Here is a 24,993-nt window from a genome sequence, read left to right as displayed (position 1 = left end):
AGAACGCTGTAATTTTACCAAGGGAGGGCGGGTCGAGGTTTTTCGAGGCGCCCTTACGTGTAGTCCGTCACGGAGACTAGAATCAGGGTCCCGGAGTTTTGCGATATGTCCTCATGCCCGTCCCGGTCAGCGCCCTCCTAGGATCCCCTCGCCGGCTGATGAGCGCCATCGTGCTGTTCATCGCCCTGGATCTGAGCGTGCTGCTGATCAATCTGTGGATTGCCGAGCAGGTCGCCCGGGACGCCGTTGCCATCAATCTGGCGGGCCGGCAGCGCATGCTCTCCCAGCAAACCACCAAATCCCTGCTACTGGCCACACGCCCGACCCCGGGTGAGGAGACCAGCCTGGGCCGGGCGGAGGCCCAGCAGGCTTTCGGGCTGTTTGAACAGACCATCGTGGCTTTTGCTGACGGAGGTGCAACCCGCGGTGGTGACGGTGCTGCCGTTCAGCTGCAGGCCGTGCGCGGCGAGAGCGCAAGGATCGTTGCCCGTACCCGCCAGCTGATCGCACCCGTATCGGCCATGCTGGGCAGCGCTGCGGCCACTCCCGGAGCCTCCCTCGAGCCGGCAGCCCGCTACATGGTGGGCAACAACCGGGAAATCCTCGACCTGATGAACCGGCTGACCACCACCCTGGAACATGACTCCGTCAGCCGCACCCGGCAGCTGCGGCTCATCCAGACCGGAGCCTTCGTGCTGGCCCTGATCAATTTCCTGGTGATCGTGCTGGGCATGGTGCGCCGCGTCCACCATGTGGAACAGGACCGGCAGCGCTGGCAGCGGCTCGCCCGTCACGATCCCCTGACAGGCGTAACCAACCGCAAGGCCTTTGAAGAGTCTGCCCTGGGAATCCTGCCGCGCGCCCGCATGGATCACGAGGGGGGCGCCATCCTGCTGATCGATCTGGATGGATTCAAGCAGGTAAACGACCGCTACGGTCACGCGGCGGGCGACGAGGTGCTGGTCAGCCTGGCTGACCGGCTGATGCGCACGGCCCGCGCCACCGACGTGGTCGCCCGCCTGGGAGGTGATGAATTCGCCATGCTTTGCCCACAGCTCCACGACCGGGTGGATGTCGAGCAGTTCTGTGAACGCCTGGTCCGTGCCTGCAACGATCTCCCGGCGCCGCCCGGCTGCCGGGTGGGTGTGAGCGTGGGGGTTGCGACCTACCCGGATGAAGGCTTCGAGCTGACGCGGCTGATCGAACTGGCCGACCAGGCCATGTATGCCGCCAAACGGGCGGGGGGCAACCGCCACTATATCCTCTGTCCCCCACCCGGGCGAGCCTGAAGGCGCCAGGTGCCTTTGCCGGCACCGTCAGGGCCGGACGCGGGGGCGGCCACTCTGCCGGGTGGCCACCTACAGCCCCAGCGCCTCCCACAGGGTATCGACCCGCTGCTTGACCGCCGGGTCCATCACGATGGGGGTGCCCCACTCCCGGGTGGTCTCGCCGGGCCACTTGTTGGTGGCATCCAGCCCCATCTTGGACCCCAGGCCAGCCACCGGACTGGCAAAGTCCAGATAGTCGATGGGGGTGTTGTCCACCAGGGTGGTGTCACGGGTCGCGTCCATCCGCGTGGTCAGGGCCCAGATCACTTCCTTCCAGTCGCGGATGTTCACATCCTCGTCCACCACGATGATGAACTTGGTGTACATGAACTGACGCAGGAAGCTCCAGATCCCGAACATCACCCGCTTGGCGTGTCCCGGGTACTGCTTCCTGATGCTGACCACCGCGAGGCGGTAGGAACAGCCTTCCGGCGGCAGATAGAAGTCGACGATCTCGGTGAACTGCTTCTGGAGCAGGGGCACAAAGACTTCATTGAGGGCCACGCCGAGCATGGCGGGCTCGTCGGGCGGCTTGCCGGTATAAGTGCTGTGGTAGATCGGGTCGCGGCGGGAGGTGATGCGCTCGATGGTGAAGACGGGGAACTCGGCCTGCTCGTTGTAGTAGCCGGTGTGGTCCCCATAGGGGCCCTCCAGGGCCATCTCCCCCGGATGGATCACCCCTTCCAGCACAATTTCGGCCGAAGACGGAACCTGCAGATCCGAGCCGATGCACTTCACCAACTCCGTCCTGGAACCCCGCAGCAAACCGGCGAACTGATACTCGGACAAGCTGTCCGGTACCGGCGTCACCGCCCCGAGGATGGTCGCCGGATCACAGCCCAGCACCACCGCCACCGGAAAGGGCTGGCCGGGGTTGGCCCTCTGGTGCTCCAGGAAGTCCAACGCACCGCCGCGATGGGCCAGCCAGCGCATGATCACCTTGTTGGGGCCGAGCACCTGCTGGCGGTAAATACCCAGGTTCTGGCGGGTCTTGCCGGGCCCGCGGGTCACCACCAGGCCCCAGGTGATCAGGGGCGCCACGTCCCCGGGCCAACAGTGCTGAATGGGCAAACTGGCCAGATCCACCTCCCGGCCCTCCTTCACCACCTGCTGGCAGGGAGCGGAAGACACCACCTTGGGGGCCATGTTGAGCACCTGACGGAACATGGGCAGCTTGTCCCAGGCATCCCGCAGCCCCCTCGGGGGTTCGGGCTCCTTGAGAAAGGACAGCAGCTTGCCGACCTCACGCAGGGCACTCTGCCAGTCATCGCCGCTCACCCCCATCCCCATGGCCACCCGCCGGGGCGTACCGAACAGGTTGGCCAGGACCGGCACACGGTGGCCCCTGGGGTTCTCGAAGAGCAGCGCCGGACCGCCGGCACGCAGCACCCGGTCGCCGATCTCGGTCATTTCCAGATGGGGATCCACTTCGACGGAGATTCGCTTCAGCTCGCCTTGACGCTCCAGCTGGTCGATGAAGTCACGCAGGTCGGTATAACGCATGGACAGGATGCTCAGTAGGGGTTCGGAAAGGGGATGTGCCGCGGGGCACGCTCTGGACCCGCCAGGCTCGCCCCCGGTTCCCGAAAAGAGGACGGCCGCAGTGCAGCGGCCGTCAGGCAGGCAGGGACAAACCGACGCTCACTCCAGCAAGGCATTGATGGCGCGGACGTCCTCCTCGCCCAATGCGCCCGCAGCGGCCTTGAGGCGCAACTGGGCAATCAGCGTGTCGTAACGGGCCCTGGCGAGCTTCTGACGGGTATCGGAGAGCTGACTCTGGGCATTGAGGACATCGATATTGATCCGCACCCCCACCTCGTAGCCCAGCTTGTTGGCCTCCAGCGCCGAGCCGGAGGACACCTGGGCAGCCTCGAAGGCCTTGACCTGGGCAAGACCACTGGTCACCCCCAGGTAAGCCTGGCGGGCACTCTGGGCCGACGACCGGCGCGCATGATCGAGGTCGGCCTGGGCCTTGCTTTTCAGGGCTGCCGCTTCACGCACCCGGGAAGTCACCGCCCCCCCCTGAAACAGGGGAAGCGCCAGCTGAACGCCGACCGTGGTGGTGTCCAGATCCAGACGCCCGGCAAAATTGTTGAAGGCACTCGAAGTGGTGGAGTTGCCATGGGTCGCCACCAGGTCCAGCGTCGGCAGGTGGGCCGCCTGGTTGCGCTCCACCTCCCGGCTGGCGATCTCGCCGGCGAGCTGGGCGGCCTGAACCGCCAGGCTGCTGCCTTCGGCGGCGCCAACCCAGGCCTGGATGTCCGCCGGCTCCGGGCGGCTCAGGGCCACCCCCTTGCGCAATCCCTTGAGGACTTCCGTCTCCTTGCCGGTCATGACCGACAGGGCATGCCGCCTGACCGCCAGGTCACTCTCGGCGGCAATCATCTGGGCCGACGACAGATCCGCCCGGGACTGGGCCTCATGCACATCGGTGATGGTGACGGTGCCCACCTCGAAGCTTTTCCTGGCCAGCTCCAGTTGCTGGGTATTGGCGCTGTGGAGCGCCTGCACGGCCGCCAGCACATCCTGGGCGGTCAGCACGTCGAAATAGGCCTGGGCGGCCCGCAGGGTCAGATCCTGGCGGGCCAGGCGGTACTGGGCTTCGGCCAGGGATGCCTGCAGCTCGCCCTGCTGGTACTGGACCCAGTTCTGCCAGCGGAACAAGGGCTGGGTCAGCTGGACCTGCCAGCCATTGCTGTTGTACCCCCGGCTGATGCCGGTGGCCTTGACCTCGGCCTCGTTCCAGTTGCTGTTGCCCGACACGCTGACGGATGGAAGAAGAGCGGCCCGCCCCTGGGGAAGCTTCTCGCGGCCCGCCTCAAGGGTGCCCTGGGCCGCCACCAGCACCGCGTCGTAAGCCAGGGCGTCACGATAGACCTGCTCCAGATCTGCCGCCAGGGCAGCACTGCCCACCGACCCGGCCAGCAGGGCCACCAGGACCTTTCGTTCAAGCCGCTTCATTCCGTTCTCCATCCGTTGCGTCGAGGGGACATCAGTACTGGGGCATGCTGGCATCCACCTGGGCTGCCCACTGGGCGACACCGCCAGACAGATTGATCAGCCTGGCAAAGCCCTGACGCTCCAGGAACATGGCCACCTGCATGCTGCGCCCACCGTGATGGCAGATCACGACGATCTCCGCATCCGGATCGAGCTCCTGCAGGCGTGCCGGCACGGTGGCCATGGGCATCGGCACGGAACCGGGAATCGCACAGTACTCGAACTCGGAGGGCTCGCGCACATCCAGGAGCACGGGAGCGGGCCGGCTCGTGTCCTTGAGCCAGTCAGCCAGTTGCAGCGGGGTAATCTGATTCATGAAGGGGTCAGGTCAAAACTTGAACTGTTTTCTGGCCGGAACGTTGCGCATCAGCGGGACCACGTTCTCGAACAGGGATTCGGTGCGGTACTGCCCCTCTGCCACGCAGGTCACCAGTTGGGCAGTCATCAGGCGTTCGTCGCCCACGAAGGCGAACAGGCGCCCGCCCACCTTGACCTCCTTGAGCAGGGACTCGGGAATGTAGGGCACCCCGCCGGAAACAACGATCAGGTCGTAGGGGGCGTTGCTGGGCCAGCCGGAGATGGCATCGCCTTCCTCGACGATGACGTTCTCGACACCATAGCGCTTGAGGTTGTCATGGGCCAGATTGACGATTGCCGGCTCGATGTCCACGGTACGCACCCAGTCCGCCTTGGCGGCCAGCAGGGCGGCAAAATAACCGGATCCGGCACCGACCTCGAGCACCTTGTCGGAACCCTTGACCTGCAGGGCCTGGAGGATCTTGCCTTCAATCACCGGGACCAGCATGCTGGAACCATGACCAAGGGGAATCTGCCCTTCGGACAGGGCCAGGGATTTGTAGGCCTCCGGCACGAACTCTTCGCGGCGGACACTCATCAACAGGTCGAGCACGCCGAAGTCCAGCACCTCCCAGGGGCGGATCTGCTGCTCAACCATGTTGTACCGTGCTTTTTCGAAATTCATCATCTGACTCCCGGATATATATTAGCACAGGCTAATATTTAAGATCTGCATGCACGCAAGCTTGCGAAAAACTTTCGAATTCTAGCTTACTTTGTGCACTGCGCCGACGCTGCCCTGCGCCCCCACGTCACCCCGGCACCCGCCGCACCCGGTACCAGGCCGCATACAAGGCCGGCACGAACAGCAGGGTCAGCAGGGTCGCGACGATCAGGCCGCCCATGATGGCCACCGCCATCGGTCCGAAGAAGGTGCTGCGGGTCAGCGGGATCATGGCCAGCACGGCCGCCGCCGCCGTGAGGGCAATCGGGCGCAGGCGGCGTACCGCCGATTCGACGATGGCATCCCACAGGGCCAGCCCCCTCTCCACATCCTGCTCGATCTGATCCACCAGGATCACCGAGTTACGCATGATCATGCCAAACAGGGCGATCGTGCCCAGCATCGCCACAAAACCAAAAGGCTGGTTGAACAGGAGCAGGAACAGCACCACCCCGATCAGCCCCAGGGGCGCCGTCAGCACCACCATCACCGTACGGGAGAAATTGTTCATCTGCACCATCAGCACGGTGAACACCACCGCAAGGAACAGTGGAAACCCGGCATTGACGGAGCTCTGCCCCTTGCCACTCTCCTCCACCGCACCTCCGGTCTCGATCCGGTAGCCGTCGGGCAAGGCTGCCCGGAGTGGCTCGAGGAGCGGCAGGAGCTGTTCGGTCACCGTCGGCGCCTGCACCGAACCGTCATAGACCTGAGCCCGTACGGTGATGGCCGGCTCCCGATTCCGCCGCCAGATCAGGCCAGGCTCGAACCCGTAGCCGACGGTGGCCACCTGGGCCAGGGGCACCGCCTTGCCGGCCCGGTTGGGAATGGCCAGTTCGCCGATCAGGGACAGGGCCTCCCGCTCGAGGGCATCCGCCCGCAGCACCACATCGATGGACTCGATCCCTTCCCGGTAGCGGGTCGCCACCAGACCACGCAGGGACGTATTCAGGAACGTTGCCACTTCCTGGGTGGACACCCCGAGCAGACGGGCCTTGTGCTGGTCCACCTGGACCTGGAGCACCTTGGACTGCTCTCCCCAGTCCAGTTGCACATCAGAGAGATGGGGATTGCCGCGCAGCACCCCGGCGACCTTCTCTGCCTCCCCGCGCAGGGTCAGAATATCGGGCCCGATGACCCGGAACTGAACCGGGAAGCCCACCGGGGGACCGTTTTCGAGGCGTGTCACATTGGCCCGAACGTCAGGAAAATCCTCCCTGAACAGCGCGATGAGGCGCTGACGCAGGGCCTCCCGGGCCGGAATATCCTCGGTGAGGATCACGAACTGGGCAAAATTGGGCGCCGGGAGTTGCTGATCGAGCGGCAGATAGAAGCGGGGGCTTCCCGTACCCACGTAGGCCACGAAGTTACGGATGCCCCCCTCACTGGCAAGCCACTTCTCCAGCCGCTCCGTTTCAGCCTGGGTTGCCCGCAGGCTGGCGCCCTCCGGCAGCCGCAGGTCCACCAGCAGTTCCAGGCGCGAGGAGTTCGGGAAGAACTGCTTCTGGACCAGTCCGAAACCCGCCATCGCCAGGGCAAACAGGACCAGGGTAGCGCCCATCACCCACCAGCGCCGACGCACGCACCCATCCACCAGGTGACGAAAGCGGTTGTAGAAAGGCGTCCGGAAAACCGCGTCCTCATCCCCTTCGTAGTGGGGCTCTCCCAAACCGATACGCTCCTTCAGGGTATCCAGACGCGGGAAGCAACGCGCCAGCCAGCCGGCTCTTTTGGGGGCCCGGGGGTCGGGCAGCAGCACATAACCCAGATAGGGGACCACCACCACTGCCGCCAGCCATGACGCCAGCAGGGCGATGGCATTCACCTGAAAGATCGAGCGGGTGTATTCCCCCACGGAAGACTGGGCGGTGGCGATGGGCAGAAAACCGGCGACGGTCACCAGCGTGCCGGACAGCATGGGCCCGGCCGTACTGGTGAAGGCGAAGGCGGCCGCCCTCGCCCGCTCCCAGCCCTGTTCCATCTTCACCAGCATCATCTCGACCGCGATGATCGCGTCGTCCACCAGCAGGCCCAGGGCCAGGATCAGGGCGCCGAGGGAGATCTTGTGAAGCCCCACATCAAGCAGGCGCATGCCGAAGAAGGTCACCCCCAGCACCAGGGGAATCGACAGGGCCACCACCAGGCCAGTGCGCAGGCCAAGGGAAAAGAAACACACCACCAGCACGATGATCACCGCTTCGGCCAGGGCCTTGACGAACTCATCGATGGAGCGGGCCACCGCTTCGGGCTGGCTGGCCACTTCGTGGATATCGAGCCCCACCGGCAGATCCGGCTGGATGCGCGCCATGGCGGACTGGAGGTTGCGTCCCAGCGCGATGATGTCTCCCCCCTTGGCCATCGCCACCCCGATGCCCAGGGCATCCTGTCCCCGGTAGCGGAAACGGGGGGCGGGGGGCTCCACAAAGCCGCGCCGGACGGTCGCGATATCCCCGATGCGCAACTCCCGTCCTCCAGCCCGGATCCGGGTTTCGCGAATCGCCTCGACGGTGTCGTAGGCGCCGCTGGGGCGCAGGTAGATCCGCTCGTCCCGGGTCTCCAGGTACCCTCCCGGGGCGATCGCATTCTGCCGCGCCAGGGCCTCGGTCACCGCCTGGACATCCAGCCCCAGGGCGGCCAGCCGGGTGTTGGAGAGATCCACGTGGATGCGCTGCTCCTGCTCGCCGAGCAGGTCCACCTTGGCCACACCCGGCACCCGCAGCAACTCGGCCCGGATCTTTTCGGCCTCGATCTTGAGCTGGGCATGGTCAAAGCCATCGCCGGTCAGGGCATAGATGTTGCCGAAGACATCGCCGAACTCATCATTGAAATAAGGGCCCCGGATGCCCGACGGCAGCGTCTCCCTGATGTCCCCGACCTTCTTGCGTACCTGATAGAACACCTCCGGCACATCCTTCGCCGGGGTGTGGTCCTTGGCCACGAACAACACCACCGACTCGCCCGGCCGGGAATAACTGCGCAGGTAGTCCACGTGGGGCACTTCCTGCAGCTTCTTCTCGATGCGGTCGGTGACCTGCTCTTCCACCTCCCGCGCCGAGGCACCTGGCCAGTCGGTCCGCACCACCATCACCTTGAAGGTGAAGGGCGGATCCTCGGACTGGCCAAGCTTCTGGTAGGACAACACCCCGATCAGCGCCAGGGCCACGATGAGATAACGGATCAGGGGCGGATGACGGAGGGCCCACTCGGACAGGTTGAAACCGCTCACTGCCCCCCTCCCGTGCGTGCGCCGGCGGGAACCACGCCGGGCTCCGGACGGGGACGCAGGGTCTGACCGGCAACAATCTTGTTCACACCGGCTGCAGCAATGCGTTCACCGGCCTTCAGGCCGTCCCGGATCCACACCCCGTCCTCCCGGTACTGGCCAATCCTGACCAGCCGGAGCTCAGACCTGACCAGTTCTCCCTCCGCCTTCAGCACCCAGACAGCGCTCCGGCCCTGGTGCTCGAACACGGCGCGGGAAGGCACCCGGACAGCCCCCGCCGCGGCCACTGGATCCGGCAGGATCACATTCGCGGTCATGCCCAGGCGGATTTCGGGGGCCGGCTGAAGAATCCGGACCCGCACGGCGTAGGTGCGGGTCGCCGGGTCGGCGCTGGGAGCCACCTCCCTCACCCGCCCTTCGTGACGGATCTCCGGCAGACTGGGCAAACGCACCTCCATCGGCCCCGCCTCGCGCAGGGCAACAATGCGGCTTTCCGGCACGGCGATCAGCACCTCGCGCTCTCCGTCGCGCGCCAGCTTGAAAACCGGGGTGGTTTCCCGCAACACCTGCCCGGCCTCTGCCATCACCTCAGTGATGACCCCCGCCTGGCTGGCGACGAGATTCGTGTACTCCGCCTGGTGCGCAGCGATTTGCGCCTGGGCCGTGGCCTGGGCCACCCGTGCGGCAGCAGCATTGAATGCCGCTTCCTTGCCGTCAAGGACACTGCGGCTCACAAAATTGCGGCCCACCAGATCCCGGTAACGCTCCACCTCGGCCTTGGCAAAGGCATGCTCCGTTCGGGCGGCAACCAACTGGGCCCGGGCCGCCTCCGCCCCCAGGCCGGCATCCGCCGGATCGAGGCGCGCCAGAACCTGTCCCGGGCGCACGGCGGCCCCCACATCCACCCGCCGCTCCACCAGCTTGCCGCTTACCCGGAAGGCCAGTTCGGATTCATGGCGGGCCCGGATCTCTCCGGTGTAGACAGCCCCTGCCGTCAAGGACACATCCCCGACAGGATGCACCAGCACCGGACGCGGGGCTTCGACGGCCAGTTCCTGCCGGGGACAGGCTGCCAGCAGCGGCCCCACCAGAACGACGCACAGGGCTGCACGGAGTTTCATCGGAAGCACGCCGGATCCGGCAGGGCACGCGCGCTGAACACGCGGCAGTTGAGCATCCACCATCGCCAACCTCAGCGGGACTCCTTGATCAGACGATTGCGGATGGACTGCACCGGTCGTGCGTTCATCGGATAGAGCTTCGAAAAGATCGCGATCTGCTCGGCTGCCACCTGGACCGGCTGCTTCATCACCATCCACATCACGCCCTCGCTGCAGGGCGGCGTGGTCAGGGAGCCCATGTAGGTGTAGTAGTTCCGGTTTTCCGGAAGCAGCTGGTTAAGATCGATGGCCACCCCCTCGGGAGAATAATCCACCTGTTTTTCCAGGGGCAGGTTGTTCCAGAGGGTCTGGATCACCGGGTGGGCGCCCCCCCGCTCCAGCAGCACGGCCAGGACCGCCAGACGGCCATCCAGATCCTTGTGCACCAGGTGCGCCACCATGTCGAAGCCCCGGCCATTGATCCGCTCCTCCGAAGGCCGGTGGAAGTGGAGCTGAACCAGGTCATAGACCCGGCCCATCACCTCGAGGGTATTGCCATGCCCCAGATTCACCTGAATGGTGTGACCGTTATCGATGATCCGGAAGTAGGACGGACGATAGTCGAAGCGGATCGGCTCCAGATCCACCTTGATTCCGTCACGAATGTCGATGGGGGACTGACGCTCACCGGTATTGCACAACTGCCACTCGGGCTTGAGTGTTCCCCAGTTGGGCGGCCCGAACTCACCCTCGTAACTCCAGTGGATGTGATGATGGGCCCAGGGAGTGCCAGGGGCACCCTGAGCCAGCGTCCCGGCATGGCCCTCCACGGCCAGCATCGCCGGGGCCCGCTGCACGGCGGGCGCCCGCACGAGCCGGGGCTTGGGACGCGGCGGCGGGCTGTACGCAGGCACCCGCTGAACCTCGGGTGGGGCGGCTTCTGCCCGGGCTACGGGCTTTTCCATCAGTTCGGCCTTCGGCGGGGGAGCCGGCTTGTCGATGAAATTCTTCTTGATCGGAATAGAAGGCTCGGCGCCCTGCTCGGCCCCCTGGGCCTTTCCTTCAGCCACCCGGGTCAGGGCAGGCTTGTCAGCCCCTCTGGCAGGACGGTAGTCTGCAGCGCGCAGGTCTGCGCTGGCAGTCTGACTTGCCTGAGCCGCCCTGGACGCCTTCTTGGCCAGCTGGGAAATATCCGCCACACCGCTCCCCGCCGGCTTGCAGACGTCACGCCACAGTTTTTCATCCACACTGCCCGGGGTGACCGGCACGTCCTTCTCGACCTTGACCCTCTCATCCTTGACCACTACCGCATCTTCATCCAGATACACCCGCTTGATGGTGGCGAAGGTCTGGTTGCGGCAGTCATAGCGGTTGAGGGCCTTGACCGTCACATAGCCGGCGGTCGCCGCTTCAGAGCCGGACAGGACGATCCGCCCCCAGGCCACCTTGGTGCCCGGGTCGGACTGGAGGATGCTGGCCCGATCCAGCTCGATCGTGCGCTTCTTGTCGGATGCCACGGTTTGCCAGTCGGCCGCCATGGCCGCAGACGCGCCGGCAAAAACCAGCAGCGCAACGATGGGACGCATGCGATGGCGCATGTTTGTTCTCCGAAAAGGGGTGGGCCATGTTCTGCCCGGACACCCATGATTTCGGCACGCAGGGGCGAAAGCTTTAGCCGCCCCCCCGGCGGCATGCCCCGGCCGCACCTGGAGAGCCCCCTGGAGTGACCGCAGCGCCCCACAAAAACCTATGCCAAATCTTGCATTTAGCTCCCGCTTCCAGTACTTTGCCGGCAAACGTTAGGGGTGCCGATGCGGTGACTTGCGCGGCTGAGACTTACCCTCCGAACCTGATCCGGGTCATGCCGGCGTAGGGAAACGTGGCTCCTGCCGCCTTTCCTTCTCGCTGGCGGCCCTCCTCCCCAAGGAGCCTTCATGAACGCCAACGAAAAATTCCTCGCCGCCTCTGCCCAGGTGGACGAAGCTGCAGTGGCCCCGCTGCCCAATTCCCGCAAGATCCACATTGAGGGCTCCCGCCCGGACATTCGCGTGCCCATGCGCGAGATCTCCCAGGCCGACACCCCCACCGGCTTCGGTGGAGAGAAGAATCCGCCGATCTTCGTCTACGACTGCTCCGGCCCCTACACCGACCCCGCCGCCCGCATCGACATCCGCTCCGGCCTGCCCGCCCTGCGCCAGGGCTGGATCGAGGAGCGCGGTGACACCGAGGTGCTGCCGGACCTGAGCAGTGAGTTCGGCCGCGCCCGCGCCGCCGATCCGAAACTCATTGACCTGCGCTTCCCCGGCCTGCACCGCAAGCCCCGCCGCGCCCTGCCAGGCAAGAACGTCTCCCAGATGCATTACGCCCGCCGTGGGCTAATCACCCCCGAGATGGAGTTCGTCGCCATCCGCGAGAACGTCAACCGCGCTGCCTACATCGAGAGCCTGCGCGCCACCGGGCCGATGGGCGAGAAAATGGCTGGCCTGCTCGGCCGCCAGCACAAAGGCCAGGACTTCGGCGCCGCCATTCCGGCCGAGATCACCCCCGAGTTCGTCCGCAGCGAGGTCGCCCGCGGCCGCGCCATCATCCCCAACAACATCAATCACCCGGAATCCGAGCCGATGATCATCGGCCGCAACTTCCTGGTGAAGATCAACGCCAACATCGGTAACTCGGCCCTGGGCTCCTCCATCAACGAGGAAGTGGACAAGATGACCTGGGCCACCCGCTGGGGCGGCGACACGGTGATGGACCTGTCCACCGGCAAGAACATCCATGAGACCCGCGAGTGGATCATCCGTAACTCCCCCGTGCCCATCGGCACCGTGCCCATCTACCAGGCCCTGGAGAAGGTGGATGGCAAGGCCGAAGAGCTGACCTGGGAGATCTTCCGCGACACGCTGATCGAGCAGGCGGAACAGGGCGTGGACTACTTCACCATCCACGCCGGGGTGCTGCTGCGCTATATCCCCATGACCGCCAACCGGATGACCGGCATCGTCTCCCGCGGTGGCTCGATCATGGCCAAGTGGTGCCTGGCCCACCACAAGGAGAGTTTCCTTTACACGAACTTCGAGGAGATCTGCGAGATCATGAAGGCCTATGACGTGGCCTTCAGTCTGGGCGACGGCCTGCGTCCGGGTTCGATCTACGACGCCAACGACGAGGCCCAGCTGGGCGAACTCGAAACCCTCGGCGAGCTCACCGACATCGCCTGGAAGCACGATGTGCAGACCATCATCGAGGGCCCCGGCCATGTGCCCATGCACATGATCAAGGAGAACATGGACCTGCAGTTGAAGCACTGCAAGGAAGCCCCGTTCTACACCCTGGGACCGCTGACCACCGACATCGCCCCCGGCTACGACCACATCACCAGCGGCATCGGCGCCGCCATGATCGGCTGGTACGGCACCGCGATGCTGTGCTACGTGACCCCCAAGGAGCACCTGGGCCTGCCCGACAAGAATGATGTGAAGGAAGGCATCATCACCTACAAGCTGGCCGCCCACGCCGCCGACCTGGCCAAGGGCCACCCGGGAGCCCAGATCCGCGACAATGCCCTGAGTAAAGCCCGCTACGAGTTCCGCTGGGACGACCAGTTCAACCTGGGCCTCGACCCGGACAAGGCCAAGAGCTTCCACGACGAGACCCTGCCCAAGGAATCGGCCAAGGTGGCCCACTTCTGCTCCATGTGCGGGCCCCACTTCTGCTCCATGAAGATCACCCAGGACGTCCGCGACTTCGCGGCGAAACAAGGCATCGCCGAAGCCGAGGCGCTGCAAAAGGGCATGGAGACCAAGGCGGTGGAGTTTGTGAAGTCTGGCGCGGAGATCTACCGCAAGGTGTGAGCCGTAGGGCGCCCTTTCCACCCCTCCGGATGAAAGGGCTTGCCAGCATGACCGCGCCATGGGTGCCTCTCGAACCAGCACCCGTGGCGCGTCCCTTATTCAGAGGGGCCGCTCCAGGGGGTGGCGTTGCATGGCCAGATACGCCTCGGCGGCGTTCTCTGGGTTGAACCTGCTGTGTTTGCCCACAAGGGATTTCTTCAGGAAAGGGAATCCGGCATCGAGCAGCTCAAACGGGCGGACCAGCACCGGATCGCTCATCTTGCCGGCATCGGCATACCAGTAGGCCCCTACCGACATGCTGCGGGCAGCGACACGGGCCAGACGGGTCTCCTGGCAAAGGGTGACGGCGACATGGGTATTCAGGGAAATCCGGGGAAAGAACACCGGCCACAGGCTGCGGACCCTCGCCCGGGTCACGTCCTTGATGACGAAAGAGTAGCTCTGAACGTGATTCTCAATCCGGGAGGAGGCGGTGAAGCCGGTCAGATCCCAGGGCGCACCGTCAATCCGGTGACGTACATCCACAAACGGACCAAATACGGAATCATTCAACAGGAGCACCCGGGCATGGGGAGATTGCCGGGCAATGACGTTGAGGGCCAGGGCATAGGCAGAGAAGTCAAAACCCCGTAACGCCTTCCAGTACAAGGCGTCCGCATAGGCCGCCAGGGCTTCCGGGACCTCCCCCACGGTACGGGTCGCGCAGACCACGAAAAGATTCATCCCCAGATCACGGAGGCGGCTCAGGGTAAAGCAATGGGCAGGCGTCAGGAGACCATCCGGTGCATAGACGAAATAGACGGTCCAGTCCGCCCTCGGCACGACAGGCTTCAAGGGGAAGAAAGAAGGCTTTGGGCCCATGCCCTTCAGCATGACCTGCAGCCGGTCCCGGTGACGTCGTAACGGAACTTTCGTTGGTACAAAACGCCACGTGGACTGCAGTCCCGCTACCTGCGGCAGGCTTGTGAGAATAGCCATTTCACTTTACTTCATATCGATCTGAGCATGATTCGAAGCAGAGCATACACGGCAGCTCTGAAATCTCGAACTCCGCCCGACCCTCCACCAGGACGAGCGCCCCGGTCAGGTCCGCCGTACGGCAGGTACAGGACACCACACCCGGGGCAACAGGCGCCCCCTGACGCCCATCGGCGGTCATCGGCAGGGCCCGGCGACGGTGCTAGGATGACGGGACATTTTCTCCGGACCCTCGCCATGAATCTCGAAAAAGTCATCTTCGGCTTCTTCATCGTCCTGGCCGCCACCCTCAACTTCGGCTTTTTCATAGGCGACATCGACAACCCGGCCCACCACGACCTCTACGAGCTGTTTGCCGCCATCGTGGTCAACCTGATCGCCACGGTCCTCAAGTTCGGTGACCGAACCCAGATCGGCGCCATCCACCTGGCCACCAGCCTGGTGGCCGACCTGCAACTGCTCGCCGCTGCAATGACCTGGGGCTATGCAGCCCACGTGGCCGGAACCGGGCTGACCGAAGGCGTCATGTCCAGCATCGTCTCCCTCTCCGGTGGTGCCTTGTTCGCGAACGTGGTCTCCGTGGTGATCCTGATCGCCGAGACCATCATGCAGCGCCGCTGACACCGTGCCCGGCCCCGCTGCTACCAGTACCATCTTCCTCGTCCTGCGGCGGCTGAGGACACCGCTGATCGTCCTGATCACGATCTTTGCGATCTCCGTGCTGGGGCTGACCCTGGTCCCCGGACCGCCTGGCGCCGACGGCGTGCTCCAGCGCCTGAGCTTCTTTCATGCGGTGTATTTCTTCAGCTACACCGCCACCACCATCGGCTTCGGCGAGATTCCCTATGCGTTTTCGGAGCAGCAGCGTCTGTGGGTCACCTTCTCCATCTACCTGTCGGTGGTCGGCTGGGCCTACACCCTGGGCACCGTGTTTGCGATGCTCCAGGACAAGACCTTCATCAGCGCGGTGGCGATGCAACGCTTTGTCCGTCAGGTACGACGCCTGCGGGAGCATTTTTTCCTGGTCTGCGGCTACGGAGAAACCGGGCGGCTGCTCTGCAAGGCCCTGGATGAAATGGGCTACCGGGCCGTGGTCATCGAAAAGGATGAAGCCAAGGTCGGCGAGCTGGAGCTGCAAAGCTATTCCGCGGACATGCCCGCCCTGTGTGCCGATGCGGGCGACCCCGAGACCCTGCTCGTGGCCGGCCTGAACAGCAAGTACTGCCGGGGCGTGATCGCCCTGACCAACGACGACAGCACCAACCTGGCGATTGCCATCGCAGCCCGCCTGCTGGCGCCTTCCCTGACCGCCCTGTGCCGGGCCAAGCACGCCGACACGGTCGCCAACATGGCCTCCTTCGGCACCCGCCACATCATCAACCCTTTCGACAAGTTCGGCGAATACATGGCCCTGGCCATCCACTCGCCCTCGGCCTATCACCTGCTGCTGTGGCTGACCGGCCTGCCCGGGACCACGGTGACCCGGCACCGGGACCCCCCCAGCGGGAAATGGGTCCTGTGCGGCTACGGCAGCTTCGGCAAGGTAATGACCCAGGCGCTCGAAAGTGCCGCCATGCCCGTCACCATCATCGACCGGGCGCCCCCGGAAGATGGAACCTACACCTGGATCAAGGGAGACGGCACCGGCCATGCAGCCCTGGCGGCGGCCGGCATCGAAGATGCAGCAGGCATCGTGGCAGCCACCGGAAGCGACGTGAACAACCTGTCCATCGTCGTCACCGCGCACCAGATGAATCCCCAGCTGTTCACCGTCCTCCGTCAGAACCAGGTGGCCAACCGAGCCCTGTTTGATGCGTTCGAATCCGACTTCACGATGGTACCCAGCGAGATCATCGCCCACGAGTGTCTGGCGATCCTGACCACCCCCCTGCTGGCGCCCTTCCTGCAGGCGGTGCGGACATCCGAAGAACACTGGGCGGAACAGTTGCTGGCCGACCTGACCTCGCGCTTCGGCTGGGATGTTCCAAGCGTATGGAGCGTGAGCTTCAATCTGGTCCAGGCACCCTCGGTCTATCGCAAGATGATGCGTCATGAAGCCTGCCCGACCCTCGGCGAACTGCTGCGGGCGCCGGTCACCGGACGACCGCAACTCCACTGCCGGCCCCTCCTGCTGCTGCGGGAGGGTAACGCCCCACTCGTGCTGCCCGGAGAAGGAGAACCCCTGCAACTGGGCGACCAGCTCCTCTTCGTTGGCCGGGAAGAGGCCCGCAAGGAGCTGAACCTGACCCTGTTCAACAGCCACACCCTGGACTACGTGCTGACCGGCAAGGACGCCCCCGGCGGCACCGTCTGGGAATGGCTGGCCCGCCGCCGGGCGACGGCGCGGACACGCTGAGCGGCTACGTTAGAATCCCCCTTGCTCCCTCCCCCGTGTCCCTGATCGATGCCTCTCACCCTCCTCCGCAGTATTTTTTGGGCAGCTCTTTGCGTTCTCTTCGTCCTGGCGATGATCCCCCTGGCCGTGGTGCCGACGGTGGTCGAATTCCAGGACAAGCTCCACCACGGCGCAGCCTTCATCGTTCTGACGGTGCTCGGCGGCCTGGCCTGGCGGGAGCGCCCCGGGACGATTGCGGTGGGTCTGCTGGGCTATGGCGTGCTGATCGAGCTCTGTCAGGCAACCCTCACCGTCAATCGGGTTGGCGAAGCCCAGGATGTGCTTGCCGACGGGCTGGGCATCGCTCTCGGCTGGCTGCTGATGCGCAACCGGGGGACCCGCTCCGCGGCCCAAGGCTGACACCACAACGCGCCTGCTGGATTGACAAAGGGCTGCCCGCGGGCAGCCCTTTGTGCGGGAGGCAGCCGGTGGATCAGGCTGCGAAGAGGTGCTTGACCCGCAGGGTTTCACCCCGCTCCACCAGCCCGATCAGCCGGTCGATGTTGGGGTGCTTGCCCGGATGGAGACGGGCATCCTCGCTGTGCTCGGCGTAGATCTCGATGCCCTGGCTGGCCGCCTCCGGGGTGATGGCCCCGTGGATCTGGGCCAGGTGGTTGTACACGGCCAGAGAACCTGCCTGGCCCGGCTTGTTCTCGATGGTGGCCACCACCTCGTCGGCCCCATTGACCAGCTGAATGGCAGCCAGATGGGAAACGCCCGGAAGGGTCTTGAGCTTGTCGGCAAAAGCCATTCGATGTTCTCCTGCAAGGGCGAATGCACTCGCCCGGGGACGGGGATTAAACGTGAGCGTACGCTCAGATACGCTTGGCCAGTTCAGCCGCCTTGCCAATGTAGCTGGCAGGGGTCATCGCGAGCAGACGGGCCTTCTCGGCCTCCGGGATGGCCAGGGTAGCGATGAACTGCTGCAGGGCTTCCCTGGTGATCCCCTTGCCACGGGTGAGCTCCTTGAGCTGCTCGTAGGGATTGGGCACGGCGTAGCGGCGCATCACGGTCTGGATGGGTTCGGCCAGTACTTCCCAGCAGGCATCCAGATCGGCCGCCAGACGGGCTGGCTCGGCTTCGAGCTTGCCCAGCCCGCGCAGACAGGAATCATAGGCCAGCACCGCATAGCCGAAGGCAACGCCCATGTTGCGCAGCACGGTGGAGTCGGTGAGGTCACGCTGCATCCGCGACACCGGCAGCTTGTCAGCCAGGTGGCGCAGCACGCCGTTGGCGAGGCCCAGGTTGCCCTCGGCATTCTCGAAGTCGATCGGGTTGACCTTGTGGGGCATGGTGGACGAGCCGATCTCGCCGGCCTTCAGCTTCTGCTTGAAGTAGCCCAGGGAAATGTACATCCAGATGTCGCGGCAGATATCGAGGACGATGGTGTTGGCGCGCGCAGTGGCGTCGAACAGCTCGGCCATCGCATCGTGAGGTTCGATCTGGATGGTGTAGGGGTTGAAGGTGAGGCCCAGGGATTCGATGAAGCGGCCATTGAAGCCTTCCCAGTCGAATTCGGGGTAGGCCGACAGGTGGGCGTTGTAGTTGCCCACCGCGCCGTTGAACTTGGCGGTGAGCTCGACCGCGGCGATGGCCTTCCTCACGCGGCGCAGGCGATACACCACGTTGGCCATCTCCTTGCCCAGGGTGGTGGGGCTGGCGGGCTGGCCGTGGGTGCGCGAGAGCATCGGCAGCTCGGCGTGCTGGTGAGCCAGCTCAACGAGGCGGGCGATGATCTTGTCGAGGGACGGCAACAGCACGGTGTCACGACCGTCACGCAGCATGAGGGCATGGGAGACGTTGTTGATGTCTTCGGAGGTGCAGCCGAAGTGGATGAACTCGGTGACGCGGGTGACCTCGGGATTATGGCCGAGGCGCTCCTTCAGCCAGTACTCCATGGCCTTCACGTCGTGGTTGGTGGTGGCCTCGATGGCCTTCACCGCCTCGCCGTCGGCGACCGAGAAGTTGGCGATCACGGCGTCGAGCTCGGCCACGGTGGCCGCCGAGAAGGGGGCGATCTCGGCCAGCTCGGGCGCGGCGGCGAGGGCCTTCAGCCACTCCACCTCCACCTTCACCCGATTGCGGATCAGACCGAATTCGGAAAAGTGCTCGCGCAGGGCGGAAACCTTGGATTCGTAGCGGCCGTCGAGGGGCGACAGCGCGGTGATGGGCTGGAGATTCATGCGTAAAGGCCTTGAGGCGAAAAAGCAAAGTTCTCCATTTTACCGTCTTGGAGCGCGCTTCGCCGATGATAAAATCGCACCTCCCCAACAGCAGCACCTCATCATGAGCAAAGGTCCGCAACAACTCGAACGCTTCATCTTCTGGAGCCGCTGGCTCCAGGCACCCCTCTACCTGGGCCTGATCGTCGCCCAGGGCATCTACGTGTATCTGTTCATGGCCGAGCTGGCCCATCTGGTGGGCTCGGTGATCAGCTCCGGCGGTCACATCAGCGAGACCGAGACCATGCTGGTGGTCCTTGGCCTGATCGATGTGGTGATGATCGCCAACCTGTTGATCATGGTGATCATCGGTGGCTATGAAACCTTCGTTTCCCGGCTCGACCTTGACGACCACCCGGACCAGCCGGAATGGCTGTCCCACGTGAACGCCGGGGTACTGAAGATCAAGCTGTCCACCGCCATCATCGGCATCTCCTCGATCCACCTGCTGAAGACCTTCATCAATGCCGCCAACCTGGCCGAGCATACGATCATGTGGCAGGTGATCATCCATGTCGTGTTCCTGCTGTCCGCCCTCGCCATGGCGATGGTCGACAAGATCATGAACCAGACCGTTCTGCTGTCAAAACACTAAAGAGAGGGAGCTTCACCCATGACCGCCATCAAGCAGGAAGACCTGATCCAGTCCGTCGCGGACGCCTTCCAGTACATCAGCTACTACCACCCGCTGGACTACATCAAGGCCCTGGGTGAAGCCTACGAGCGCGAGGAATCTCCCGCCGCCAAGGACGCCATCGCCCAGATCCTGACCAACTCCCGCATGGCCGCCGAAGGCCACCGCCCGATCTGCCAGGACACCGGCATCGGCATGGTGTTCATCAAGGTCGGCATGCAGGTCACCTGGCCGGACGCCACCATGAGTGTCCAGCAGATGATCGACGAAGGCGTGCGCCGCGCCTACGCCAACCCCGACAACCCCCTGCGCGCCTCCGTGCTCGCCGACCCGGCCGGTGCCCGCAAGAACACCAAGGACAACACCCCGGCGGTGGTCCACTTCGAGCTCGTCCCGGGCCACCACGTGGAAGTCATCTGCGCGGCCAAGGGTGGCGGCTACGAAGCCAAGTCCAAGTTCGCCATGCTCAACCCCTCCGACGACCTGGTGGACTGGGTCCTCAAGAAGATCCCCGAGATGGGCGCCGGCTGGTGTCCGCCGGGCATCATCGGGATCGGCATCGGCGGCACCCCCGAGAAGGCCATGCTGCTGGCCAAGGAATCCATCATGGCGCCGGTGGACATCCATGAGCTGAAGGCCAAGGCCGCCTCCGGCGCGGCCCTCAGCCGCCCCGAACAGCTGCGCCTTGAGCTGATGGAAAAGATCAACGCCCTCGGCGTGGGCGCACAAGGCCTCGGCGGCCTGACCACCGTGCTCGACGTGAAGGTGCTCGACTACCCCTGCCACGCCGCCAACCTGCCGGTGGCCCTGGTGCCCAACTGCGCCGCCACCCGCCACTGCCACTTCCACCTGGACGGTTCCGGCCCGGCCAAGATCGAGCCGCCCAAGCTCGAAGACTGGCCCGCCGTCACCTGGACCCCGGACCTCAAGGCCGCCACCCAGGTCGATCTGAACACCCTGACCAAGGAACAGGTCGCCGCCTGGAAGCCGGGCCAGAAGCTCCTCCTCAACGGCAAGATGCTCACCGGCCGCGACGCCGCCCACAAGCGCATCGCCGACATGCTGGCCAAGGGCGAGAAGCTGCCGGTGGACTTCACCAACCGCGTGATCTATTACGTGGGCCCGGTGGACCCGGTGCGTGACGAGGTGGTCGGCCCGGCCGGCCCCACCACTGCCACCCGGATGGACAAGTTCACCCGCACGATGCTGGAGCAGACCGGCCTGATCTCGATGATCGGCAAGTCCGAGCGCGGCCCCGTCGCCATCGAGGCGATCAAGGACAACCAGTCGGCTTACCTGATGGCCGTCGGCGGCGCCGCCTACCTGGTGGCCAAGGCCATCAAGTCGGCCAAGGTCGTCGGCTTTGCCGATCTGGGCATGGAAGCCATCTACGAGTTCGACGTGGAGAACATGCCCGTGACCGTTGCCGTGGACTCCGCCGGCACCAGCGTCCACAACACCGGCCCGAAGGAATGGCAGGCCAGGATCGGCAAGATCCCGGTCACCATCGCCTGAGCGGCAACACCTCCCGAACCCGGCCCGTGCCGGGTTTTTTCTTGACGACTTCCGGAACACGCCCATGAAGGACACCCGCCTCACCGCCCTGCTCGGCATCGAGCTTCCGATCCTCCAGGCGCCCATGGCGGGCGTGCAGGGCAGCGCCCTGGCCCTGGCCGTCTGCCGCGCCGGTGGCCTGGGAGCCCTTCCCTGCGCCATGCTGACACCGGAAATGCTGCGGGCCGAACTGGAGACACTCGCAGCGGAGACCACCCGCCCCTGGAACCTCAATTTCTTCTGCCATGTCCCGCCAGCCCCCGCCCCTGCCCGGGAAACCCACTGGCGCGCCCGGCTGGCCCCGTACTACGCCGAGTACGACATCGACCCGGCAGGCATTCCCGCCGGTCCGGGACGGGCACCCTTCAGTGCCGCCCTGGCTGACCTGATCGAAGCCTGGCGACCACCCGTGGTGAGCTTCCACTTCGGACTGCCGGCGCCGGCGCTGCTGACACGGGTCAAGGGCTGGGGTGCGCGGGTGCTGGCCTCCGCCACCTCCGTGGCAGAAGCGCGCTGGCTCGAAGCCCACGGCGCCGACGTGATCATCGCCCAGGGGCTTGAAGCCGGCGGCCATCGGGGCATGTTCCTCGAGACGGACCTCAGCACCCAGCTGGGCAGCCTGGCGCTGGTGCCGCAGGTCGTACAGGCAGTCAATGTGCCAGTGGTCGCGGCCGGGGGCATTGCCGACGCAGCCGGTGTGGCGGCCGCTCTGGCCCTGGGGGCCGCCGGCGTTCAGGTGGGCACGGCCTACCTGCTGTGCCCGGAGGCCACCACCAGCCCCCTGCACCGGGCCGCGCTGCAGGGCCCGGAGGCCGCCCATACCGCCCTGACCCATCTATTCACCGGCCGGCCGGCCCGCGGCATCGTCAACCGGCTGATGCGGGAGCTGGGCCCGATGGGCGCCGAGCCGCCGGCCTTTCCCCTCGCCACGGCAGCGGTCACGCCCCTGCGTACGGCCGCCGAAGCCAGGGGCAGCACGGACTTCACGCCCCTCTGGTGCGGCCAGAACGCCCAGGGGTGCCAGAACATTGCTGCCGAGACCCTCACCCGACAGCTGGCCGGGGGCCTCCCGCGGCACTGAGGCTCAGCGGCTGAATTTCTGGGGGCGCAGCACCGCGGCATCGGTGATGAACATGACCATCCCGTAGTGGGCGTAGTAGCGCTCGTGCAGGGTCTCCGCCACCTGCTGCGCCATGGCCTCATCGCAGAGCAGCTCCACCCGGATGTTGGCGGATGCCCGCCAGGCTGCATCCCGGGGGCCATGGGCACCCGAGCCGCGGGCATCGGTAATGGTGTAGCCGCGTACGCCCAGCTGGGTCAGATCCGCCACCAGGTGGGCCTCCAGATCGGCCTCACAGATCACGGTGACGAGTTTGCGCAGGGTCAGGGGCAGGTTCATCAGAGAACTCCATGCAGTTGAGTGGCCAGCCAATGGTAGACCGGTATGCCCACCAGCAGGTTGAAGGGGAAGGTGATGCCGAGGGCAGCGCCGATGGACAGGGCCGGATTGGCCTCCGGCACGGCGATCCGCATCGCTGCCGGCGCTGCGATGTAGGACGCGCTGGCATACAAGGTGCCGAGGAGCATCACACCTCCCACCGAGAAACCGAGCAGGCAGCCGGTCACTACCCCCAGCAACCCTCCCGACAGGGGCATCAGCATGGCAAAGCCCAGCAGGAAGGCCCCTGCCCGGCGCAGGTCCCCGAGGCGGCTCGCCGCCACCAGCCCCATCTCCAGCAGGAAGAAGGCCAGCATGCCCTTGAACAAGTCGAAAAAGACCTTGTCCAGCGGCCGGATGCCATCAACACCCGCCAGCCAGCCAATCAGCAGGCCACCGGCCAGCAGCACGATGCTCTTGCCCGCCAGCACCTCATGCAGCAAGGGCCCCCAACGGGTGTCCGTGGCCCCCTTGCGGGCCAGCGCCACCCCCAGCACGATGGCAGGCAGCTCCAGCAGGGCCAGGAACACCACCATGTAACCTTCGGCAGCATCGCCACGGCTCAGCAGGTAGCTGCTCGCCACGGCAAAGGTCACCACGCTGACCGAACCATAGTGGGCCGCGATGGAAGCCGCGTCGGCCCGGGGGAAACGACCCAGCCGGTGCAGGACCGGAAAGGCAACCAGGGGAATCAGCATGGCCACGCCCACCACCACCAGAGCCGGCAGCACGAGGGTTGCCACCGGATGCCGGGAAAGCTCGACCCCGCCCTTCAGGCCGATGGCAAGCAGCAGGAAGATGCTCAGGGCCTCATAGACGACACCGGGAATCTTGAGGTCGGAGCGGACGATGCCGGCCAGCAGGCCGAGGGCAAAAAACAGGATGACAGGTTCAAAAGGCATGGAAGACTCACCGCAGCGCAACAAAACGCTTGCAAGGATGAGCCCCGCTTGACATAAAATCCAATTAAAGCTTTTCTTTGTATTGATAATTTAAAACTTATACATGCCCCGCCGCCAAATCACCCTCCGTCAACTGGAAACCTTCTCGACGGTCGCCCGCCTTGGCAGCTTCACCCGGGCTGCGGAGGCGCTTCATCTCACCCAGCCAGCGGTCTCCATCCAGATGCGGCAACTCTCCGGTAACGTGGGCATGGCGCTGTTCGATACATCGGGACGGGAGCTGCATCTCACGGCAGCAGGCGAAGCGCTCCTCGGCACCGTGCGGGCACTGGACGATGTCTGGAACCGGTTCGAGTCCTCGATTGATGCCCTCAAGGGCCTGCGGCGCGGCAAGCTCCGGGTCGCCATGGTCACCACTGCCAAATATTTCGTGCCACGCATGCTGGGTGCCTTCTGCCGACGCTACCCCGAGATCAGCATCGAGCTGCAGATCGCCAACCGGGACCGTATCGTCGAGCGTCTGCGCAACAACGAGGACGATCTGTATGTAATGTCCTACCCCCCCGAGGACGCCGACATCGTCGTCCACCCCTTTCTTGACAACGAACTCGTGGTGCTCGCGCCGAAGGATCACTGGGCGGTCAATAAACGACTGACCCTGGCGGCACTGGCGGAGGAGCCCTTTCTGCTGCGGGAAGCCGGCTCGGGAGGACGACGGGCGATCGACGAATTCGCGCGGGAGCTCGGCGTCAGCCTGAAGGTCCGCCTGGCCCTGGCCAGCAACGAAGCACTCCTGGAACTGGCCGGCACGGGGATGGGACTGACGGTGGTCTCTCGCCACGTGGTGGGCGAACGGCTGGCAACAGAGGGACTCACCGAGCTGAGCGTGGAGGGCTTCCCCCTGAACCGGCCCTGGAAAGTGGTGTACCTGAAAAACAAGGCGCTGTCGGTACCGGCCCTTGCCTTTCTGGAAGAACTGGCGATGACCCGGCAAACCACCGGACAAGGGCCAGCCTAACGGATGATCTCGATGATCTCCACACCCATTTCGTACAATCCGGACGGCCCCAGGTTGTGGCAACGACGCACCCGGACCCGGGCATGCAGAGGCTGAAACGGGCCACCATGCTCGGGCGGCAAGACAGCCACCTCGAAGACTTCATCCATCTGGGGCACATGACGGGAATGAATTGTCATGCCGCTCACACTCAGCTCGATACAGTCACCCACCACAGGCGCAGCATGGCCCCTGAACTTGAGGCCCACCTTGCAGCCCAGCGGAATCCGGCGGTCCCGGCGGCGTTCGGTCATGCGACCCATCTGATCCATTCCTGCACTCGAAGCGCG

Annotated in this window: 22 protein-coding genes and 1 riboswitch; of the genes, 9 read left to right on the top strand and 13 right to left on the bottom strand. The window is 65.1% G+C overall.

Going from position 1 to position 24,993, the window contains the following annotated elements; genetic code table 11:
• Positions 1–158: 158 nt before the first annotated feature.
• Complete coding sequence (locus tag PHD22_RS04065) at positions 159–1,289, top strand: diguanylate cyclase (RefSeq protein ID WP_299862640.1); 1,131 nt, start codon at positions 159–161, stop codon at positions 1,287–1,289.
• Positions 1,290–1,358: 69 nt separating this feature from the next.
• Here PHD22_RS04065 and ubiD read toward each other — a convergent pair whose 3' ends face one another.
• From ubiD to PHD22_RS04030, 7 genes are all read right to left on the bottom strand, one after another.
• Positions 1,359–2,831, bottom strand: coding sequence for a 4-hydroxy-3-polyprenylbenzoate decarboxylase (gene ubiD, locus PHD22_RS04060; RefSeq protein WP_299862637.1), 1,473 nt, complete (start codon positions 2,829–2,831; stop codon positions 1,359–1,361).
• A 138-nt stretch (positions 2,832–2,969) separates the two neighbouring features.
• Entirely contained in the window at positions 2,970–4,289 is a 1,320-nt protein-coding gene (locus PHD22_RS04055) for a TolC family outer membrane protein (protein WP_299862635.1), read from the bottom strand.
• A 31-nt stretch (positions 4,290–4,320) separates the two neighbouring features.
• On the bottom strand, positions 4,321–4,644 hold the full coding sequence (locus PHD22_RS04050; RefSeq protein WP_299862632.1) for a rhodanese-like domain-containing protein: 324 nt from the start codon (positions 4,642–4,644) through the stop codon (positions 4,321–4,323).
• A gap of 12 nt (positions 4,645–4,656) precedes the next feature.
• Positions 4,657–5,310, bottom strand: a complete 654-nt coding sequence (locus tag PHD22_RS04045) for a protein-L-isoaspartate O-methyltransferase (RefSeq protein WP_299862649.1) — start codon at positions 5,308–5,310, stop codon at positions 4,657–4,659.
• 127 nt (positions 5,311–5,437) lie between these two features.
• The gene (locus PHD22_RS04040; protein ID WP_299862629.1) at positions 5,438–8,575 is read right to left on the bottom strand and encodes an efflux RND transporter permease subunit; all 3,138 of its coding nucleotides are present in this window, start codon (positions 8,573–8,575) and stop codon (positions 5,438–5,440) included.
• Positions 8,572–9,693 (bottom strand): efflux RND transporter periplasmic adaptor subunit, encoded by a 1,122-nt coding sequence (locus PHD22_RS04035; protein WP_299862626.1) that lies wholly within the window; start codon positions 9,691–9,693, stop codon positions 8,572–8,574. Before PHD22_RS04035 ends, PHD22_RS04040 begins: the two co-directional genes overlap by 4 nt.
• Positions 9,694–9,764: 71 nt before the next feature.
• Positions 9,765–11,270 carry a surface-adhesin E family protein gene (locus PHD22_RS04030; protein ID WP_299862623.1) on the bottom strand — a complete coding sequence of 502 codons (1,506 nt, stop codon included), beginning with the start codon at positions 11,268–11,270 and terminating at the stop codon, positions 9,765–9,767.
• A 193-nt stretch (positions 11,271–11,463) separates the two neighbouring features.
• Positions 11,464–11,565: riboswitch (TPP riboswitch) on the top strand.
• A 41-nt stretch (positions 11,566–11,606) separates the two neighbouring features.
• Here PHD22_RS04030 and thiC point away from each other — a divergent pair.
• Positions 11,607–13,523, top strand: a complete 1,917-nt coding sequence (gene thiC, locus PHD22_RS04025; RefSeq protein WP_299862620.1) for a phosphomethylpyrimidine synthase ThiC — start codon at positions 11,607–11,609, stop codon at positions 13,521–13,523.
• Between the two features lie 99 nt (positions 13,524–13,622).
• Here thiC and PHD22_RS04020 read toward each other — a convergent pair whose 3' ends face one another.
• Positions 13,623–14,384, bottom strand: a complete 762-nt coding sequence (locus PHD22_RS04020) for a hypothetical protein (RefSeq protein WP_299862618.1) — start codon at positions 14,382–14,384, stop codon at positions 13,623–13,625.
• 354 nt (positions 14,385–14,738) lie between these two features.
• On the opposite strand from PHD22_RS04020, the gene PHD22_RS04015 reads away from it, so the two are divergent.
• The 3 genes from PHD22_RS04015 to PHD22_RS04005 all read left to right on the top strand — a co-directional run bounded on the left by PHD22_RS04015 (position 14,739) and on the right by PHD22_RS04005 (position 17,256).
• Complete coding sequence (locus PHD22_RS04015) at positions 14,739–15,122, top strand: DUF6394 family protein (protein ID WP_299862615.1); 384 nt, start codon at positions 14,739–14,741, stop codon at positions 15,120–15,122.
• Between the two features lie 4 nt (positions 15,123–15,126).
• Complete coding sequence (locus PHD22_RS04010) at positions 15,127–16,857, top strand: potassium channel family protein (protein ID WP_299862612.1); 1,731 nt, start codon at positions 15,127–15,129, stop codon at positions 16,855–16,857.
• 111 nt (positions 16,858–16,968) lie between these two features.
• Positions 16,969–17,256: a VanZ family protein gene (locus tag PHD22_RS04005; protein ID WP_299862609.1), complete on the top strand. Its 288-nt coding sequence runs from the start codon at positions 16,969–16,971 to the stop codon at positions 17,254–17,256.
• A 73-nt stretch (positions 17,257–17,329) separates the two neighbouring features.
• Here the strand turns inward: PHD22_RS04005 and PHD22_RS04000 are convergent, their stop codons facing one another.
• Complete coding sequence (locus tag PHD22_RS04000; RefSeq protein ID WP_299862606.1) at positions 17,330–17,647, bottom strand: DUF2322 family protein; 318 nt, start codon at positions 17,645–17,647, stop codon at positions 17,330–17,332.
• 64 nt (positions 17,648–17,711) lie between these two features.
• On the bottom strand, positions 17,712–19,079 hold the full coding sequence (purB, locus tag PHD22_RS03995; protein ID WP_299862603.1) for an adenylosuccinate lyase: 1,368 nt from the start codon (positions 19,077–19,079) through the stop codon (positions 17,712–17,714).
• A gap of 103 nt (positions 19,080–19,182) precedes the next feature.
• Here purB and PHD22_RS03990 point away from each other — a divergent pair, with 103 nt between their 5' ends.
• The 3 genes from PHD22_RS03990 (at position 19,183) to PHD22_RS03980 (ending at position 22,387) form a co-directional block, all read left to right on the top strand.
• The gene (locus PHD22_RS03990) at positions 19,183–19,713 is read left to right on the top strand and encodes a TIGR00645 family protein (RefSeq protein WP_299862600.1); all 531 of its coding nucleotides are present in this window, start codon (positions 19,183–19,185) and stop codon (positions 19,711–19,713) included.
• 18 nt (positions 19,714–19,731) lie between these two features.
• Positions 19,732–21,267, top strand: coding sequence for a fumarate hydratase (locus tag PHD22_RS03985; RefSeq protein WP_299862597.1), 1,536 nt, complete (start codon positions 19,732–19,734; stop codon positions 21,265–21,267).
• A gap of 64 nt (positions 21,268–21,331) precedes the next feature.
• Positions 21,332–22,387, top strand: coding sequence for a nitronate monooxygenase family protein (locus PHD22_RS03980; RefSeq protein ID WP_299862594.1), 1,056 nt, complete (start codon positions 21,332–21,334; stop codon positions 22,385–22,387).
• Between the two features lie 3 nt (positions 22,388–22,390).
• On the opposite strand, the gene PHD22_RS03975 is transcribed toward PHD22_RS03980, so the two are convergent.
• Together PHD22_RS03975 and PHD22_RS03970 are read right to left on the bottom strand one after the other, a co-directional pair.
• Entirely contained in the window at positions 22,391–22,705 is a 315-nt protein-coding gene (locus PHD22_RS03975; RefSeq protein ID WP_299862591.1) for a transcriptional regulator, read from the bottom strand.
• On the bottom strand, positions 22,705–23,646 hold the full coding sequence (locus PHD22_RS03970; RefSeq protein ID WP_299862588.1) for a sodium-dependent bicarbonate transport family permease: 942 nt from the start codon (positions 23,644–23,646) through the stop codon (positions 22,705–22,707). Before PHD22_RS03970 ends, PHD22_RS03975 begins: the two co-directional genes overlap by 1 nt.
• A gap of 103 nt (positions 23,647–23,749) precedes the next feature.
• Between PHD22_RS03970 and PHD22_RS03965 the strand changes: the two genes are divergently transcribed.
• Positions 23,750–24,664 carry a LysR family transcriptional regulator gene (locus tag PHD22_RS03965; protein WP_299862585.1) on the top strand — a complete coding sequence of 305 codons (915 nt, stop codon included), beginning with the start codon at positions 23,750–23,752 and terminating at the stop codon, positions 24,662–24,664.
• Here PHD22_RS03965 and PHD22_RS03960 read toward each other — a convergent pair.
• On the bottom strand, positions 24,661–24,966 hold the full coding sequence (locus PHD22_RS03960; RefSeq protein WP_299862582.1) for a PilZ domain-containing protein: 306 nt from the start codon (positions 24,964–24,966) through the stop codon (positions 24,661–24,663). The two genes, PHD22_RS03965 and PHD22_RS03960, sit on opposite strands and share 4 nt — an antisense overlap.
• Between the last annotated feature and the right edge of the window lie 27 nt (positions 24,967–24,993).

Source organism: Zoogloea sp., from assembly GCF_028693495.1.
Taxonomy (GTDB): domain Bacteria; phylum Pseudomonadota; class Gammaproteobacteria; order Burkholderiales; family Rhodocyclaceae; genus Zoogloea.
This window is presented reverse-complemented; position numbering and strand designations above follow the sequence as displayed.

Bases quoted from the DNA above. Each gene is read 5' to 3' on its own strand.
- PHD22_RS04065 (WP_299862640.1), top strand. From the start codon at position 159: ATGAGCGCCATCGTGCTGTTCATCGCCCTGGATCTGAGCGTGCTGCTG.
- purB (WP_299862603.1), bottom strand. From the start codon at position 19,079: ATGAATCTCCAGCCCATCACCGCGCTGTCGCCCCTCGACGGCCGCTAC.
- PHD22_RS04005 (WP_299862609.1), top strand. From the start codon at position 16,969: ATGATCCCCCTGGCCGTGGTGCCGACGGTGGTCGAATTCCAGGACAAG.
- ubiD (WP_299862637.1), bottom strand. From the start codon at position 2,831: ATGCGTTATACCGACCTGCGTGACTTCATCGACCAGCTGGAGCGTCAA.
- PHD22_RS04030 (WP_299862623.1), bottom strand. From the start codon at position 11,270: ATGCGCCATCGCATGCGTCCCATCGTTGCGCTGCTGGTTTTTGCCGGC.
- PHD22_RS04035 (WP_299862626.1), bottom strand. From the start codon at position 9,693: ATGAAACTCCGTGCAGCCCTGTGCGTCGTTCTGGTGGGGCCGCTGCTG.
- PHD22_RS03965 (WP_299862585.1), top strand. From the start codon at position 23,750: ATGCCCCGCCGCCAAATCACCCTCCGTCAACTGGAAACCTTCTCGACG.
- PHD22_RS03985 (WP_299862597.1), top strand. From the start codon at position 19,732: ATGACCGCCATCAAGCAGGAAGACCTGATCCAGTCCGTCGCGGACGCC.
- PHD22_RS03980 (WP_299862594.1), top strand. From the start codon at position 21,332: ATGAAGGACACCCGCCTCACCGCCCTGCTCGGCATCGAGCTTCCGATC.
- PHD22_RS04045 (WP_299862649.1), bottom strand. From the start codon at position 5,310: ATGAATTTCGAAAAAGCACGGTACAACATGGTTGAGCAGCAGATCCGC.
- PHD22_RS03960 (WP_299862582.1), bottom strand. From the start codon at position 24,966: ATGGGTCGCATGACCGAACGCCGCCGGGACCGCCGGATTCCGCTGGGC.
- PHD22_RS04050 (WP_299862632.1), bottom strand. From the start codon at position 4,644: ATGAATCAGATTACCCCGCTGCAACTGGCTGACTGGCTCAAGGACACG.
- thiC (WP_299862620.1), top strand. From the start codon at position 11,607: ATGAACGCCAACGAAAAATTCCTCGCCGCCTCTGCCCAGGTGGACGAA.
- PHD22_RS03975 (WP_299862591.1), bottom strand. From the start codon at position 22,705: ATGAACCTGCCCCTGACCCTGCGCAAACTCGTCACCGTGATCTGTGAG.
- PHD22_RS04000 (WP_299862606.1), bottom strand. From the start codon at position 17,647: ATGGCTTTTGCCGACAAGCTCAAGACCCTTCCGGGCGTTTCCCATCTG.
- PHD22_RS04055 (WP_299862635.1), bottom strand. From the start codon at position 4,289: ATGAAGCGGCTTGAACGAAAGGTCCTGGTGGCCCTGCTGGCCGGGTCG.
- PHD22_RS03990 (WP_299862600.1), top strand. From the start codon at position 19,183: ATGAGCAAAGGTCCGCAACAACTCGAACGCTTCATCTTCTGGAGCCGC.
- PHD22_RS03970 (WP_299862588.1), bottom strand. From the start codon at position 23,646: ATGCCTTTTGAACCTGTCATCCTGTTTTTTGCCCTCGGCCTGCTGGCC.
- PHD22_RS04015 (WP_299862615.1), top strand. From the start codon at position 14,739: ATGAATCTCGAAAAAGTCATCTTCGGCTTCTTCATCGTCCTGGCCGCC.
- PHD22_RS04020 (WP_299862618.1), bottom strand. From the start codon at position 14,384: ATGGGCCCAAAGCCTTCTTTCTTCCCCTTGAAGCCTGTCGTGCCGAGG.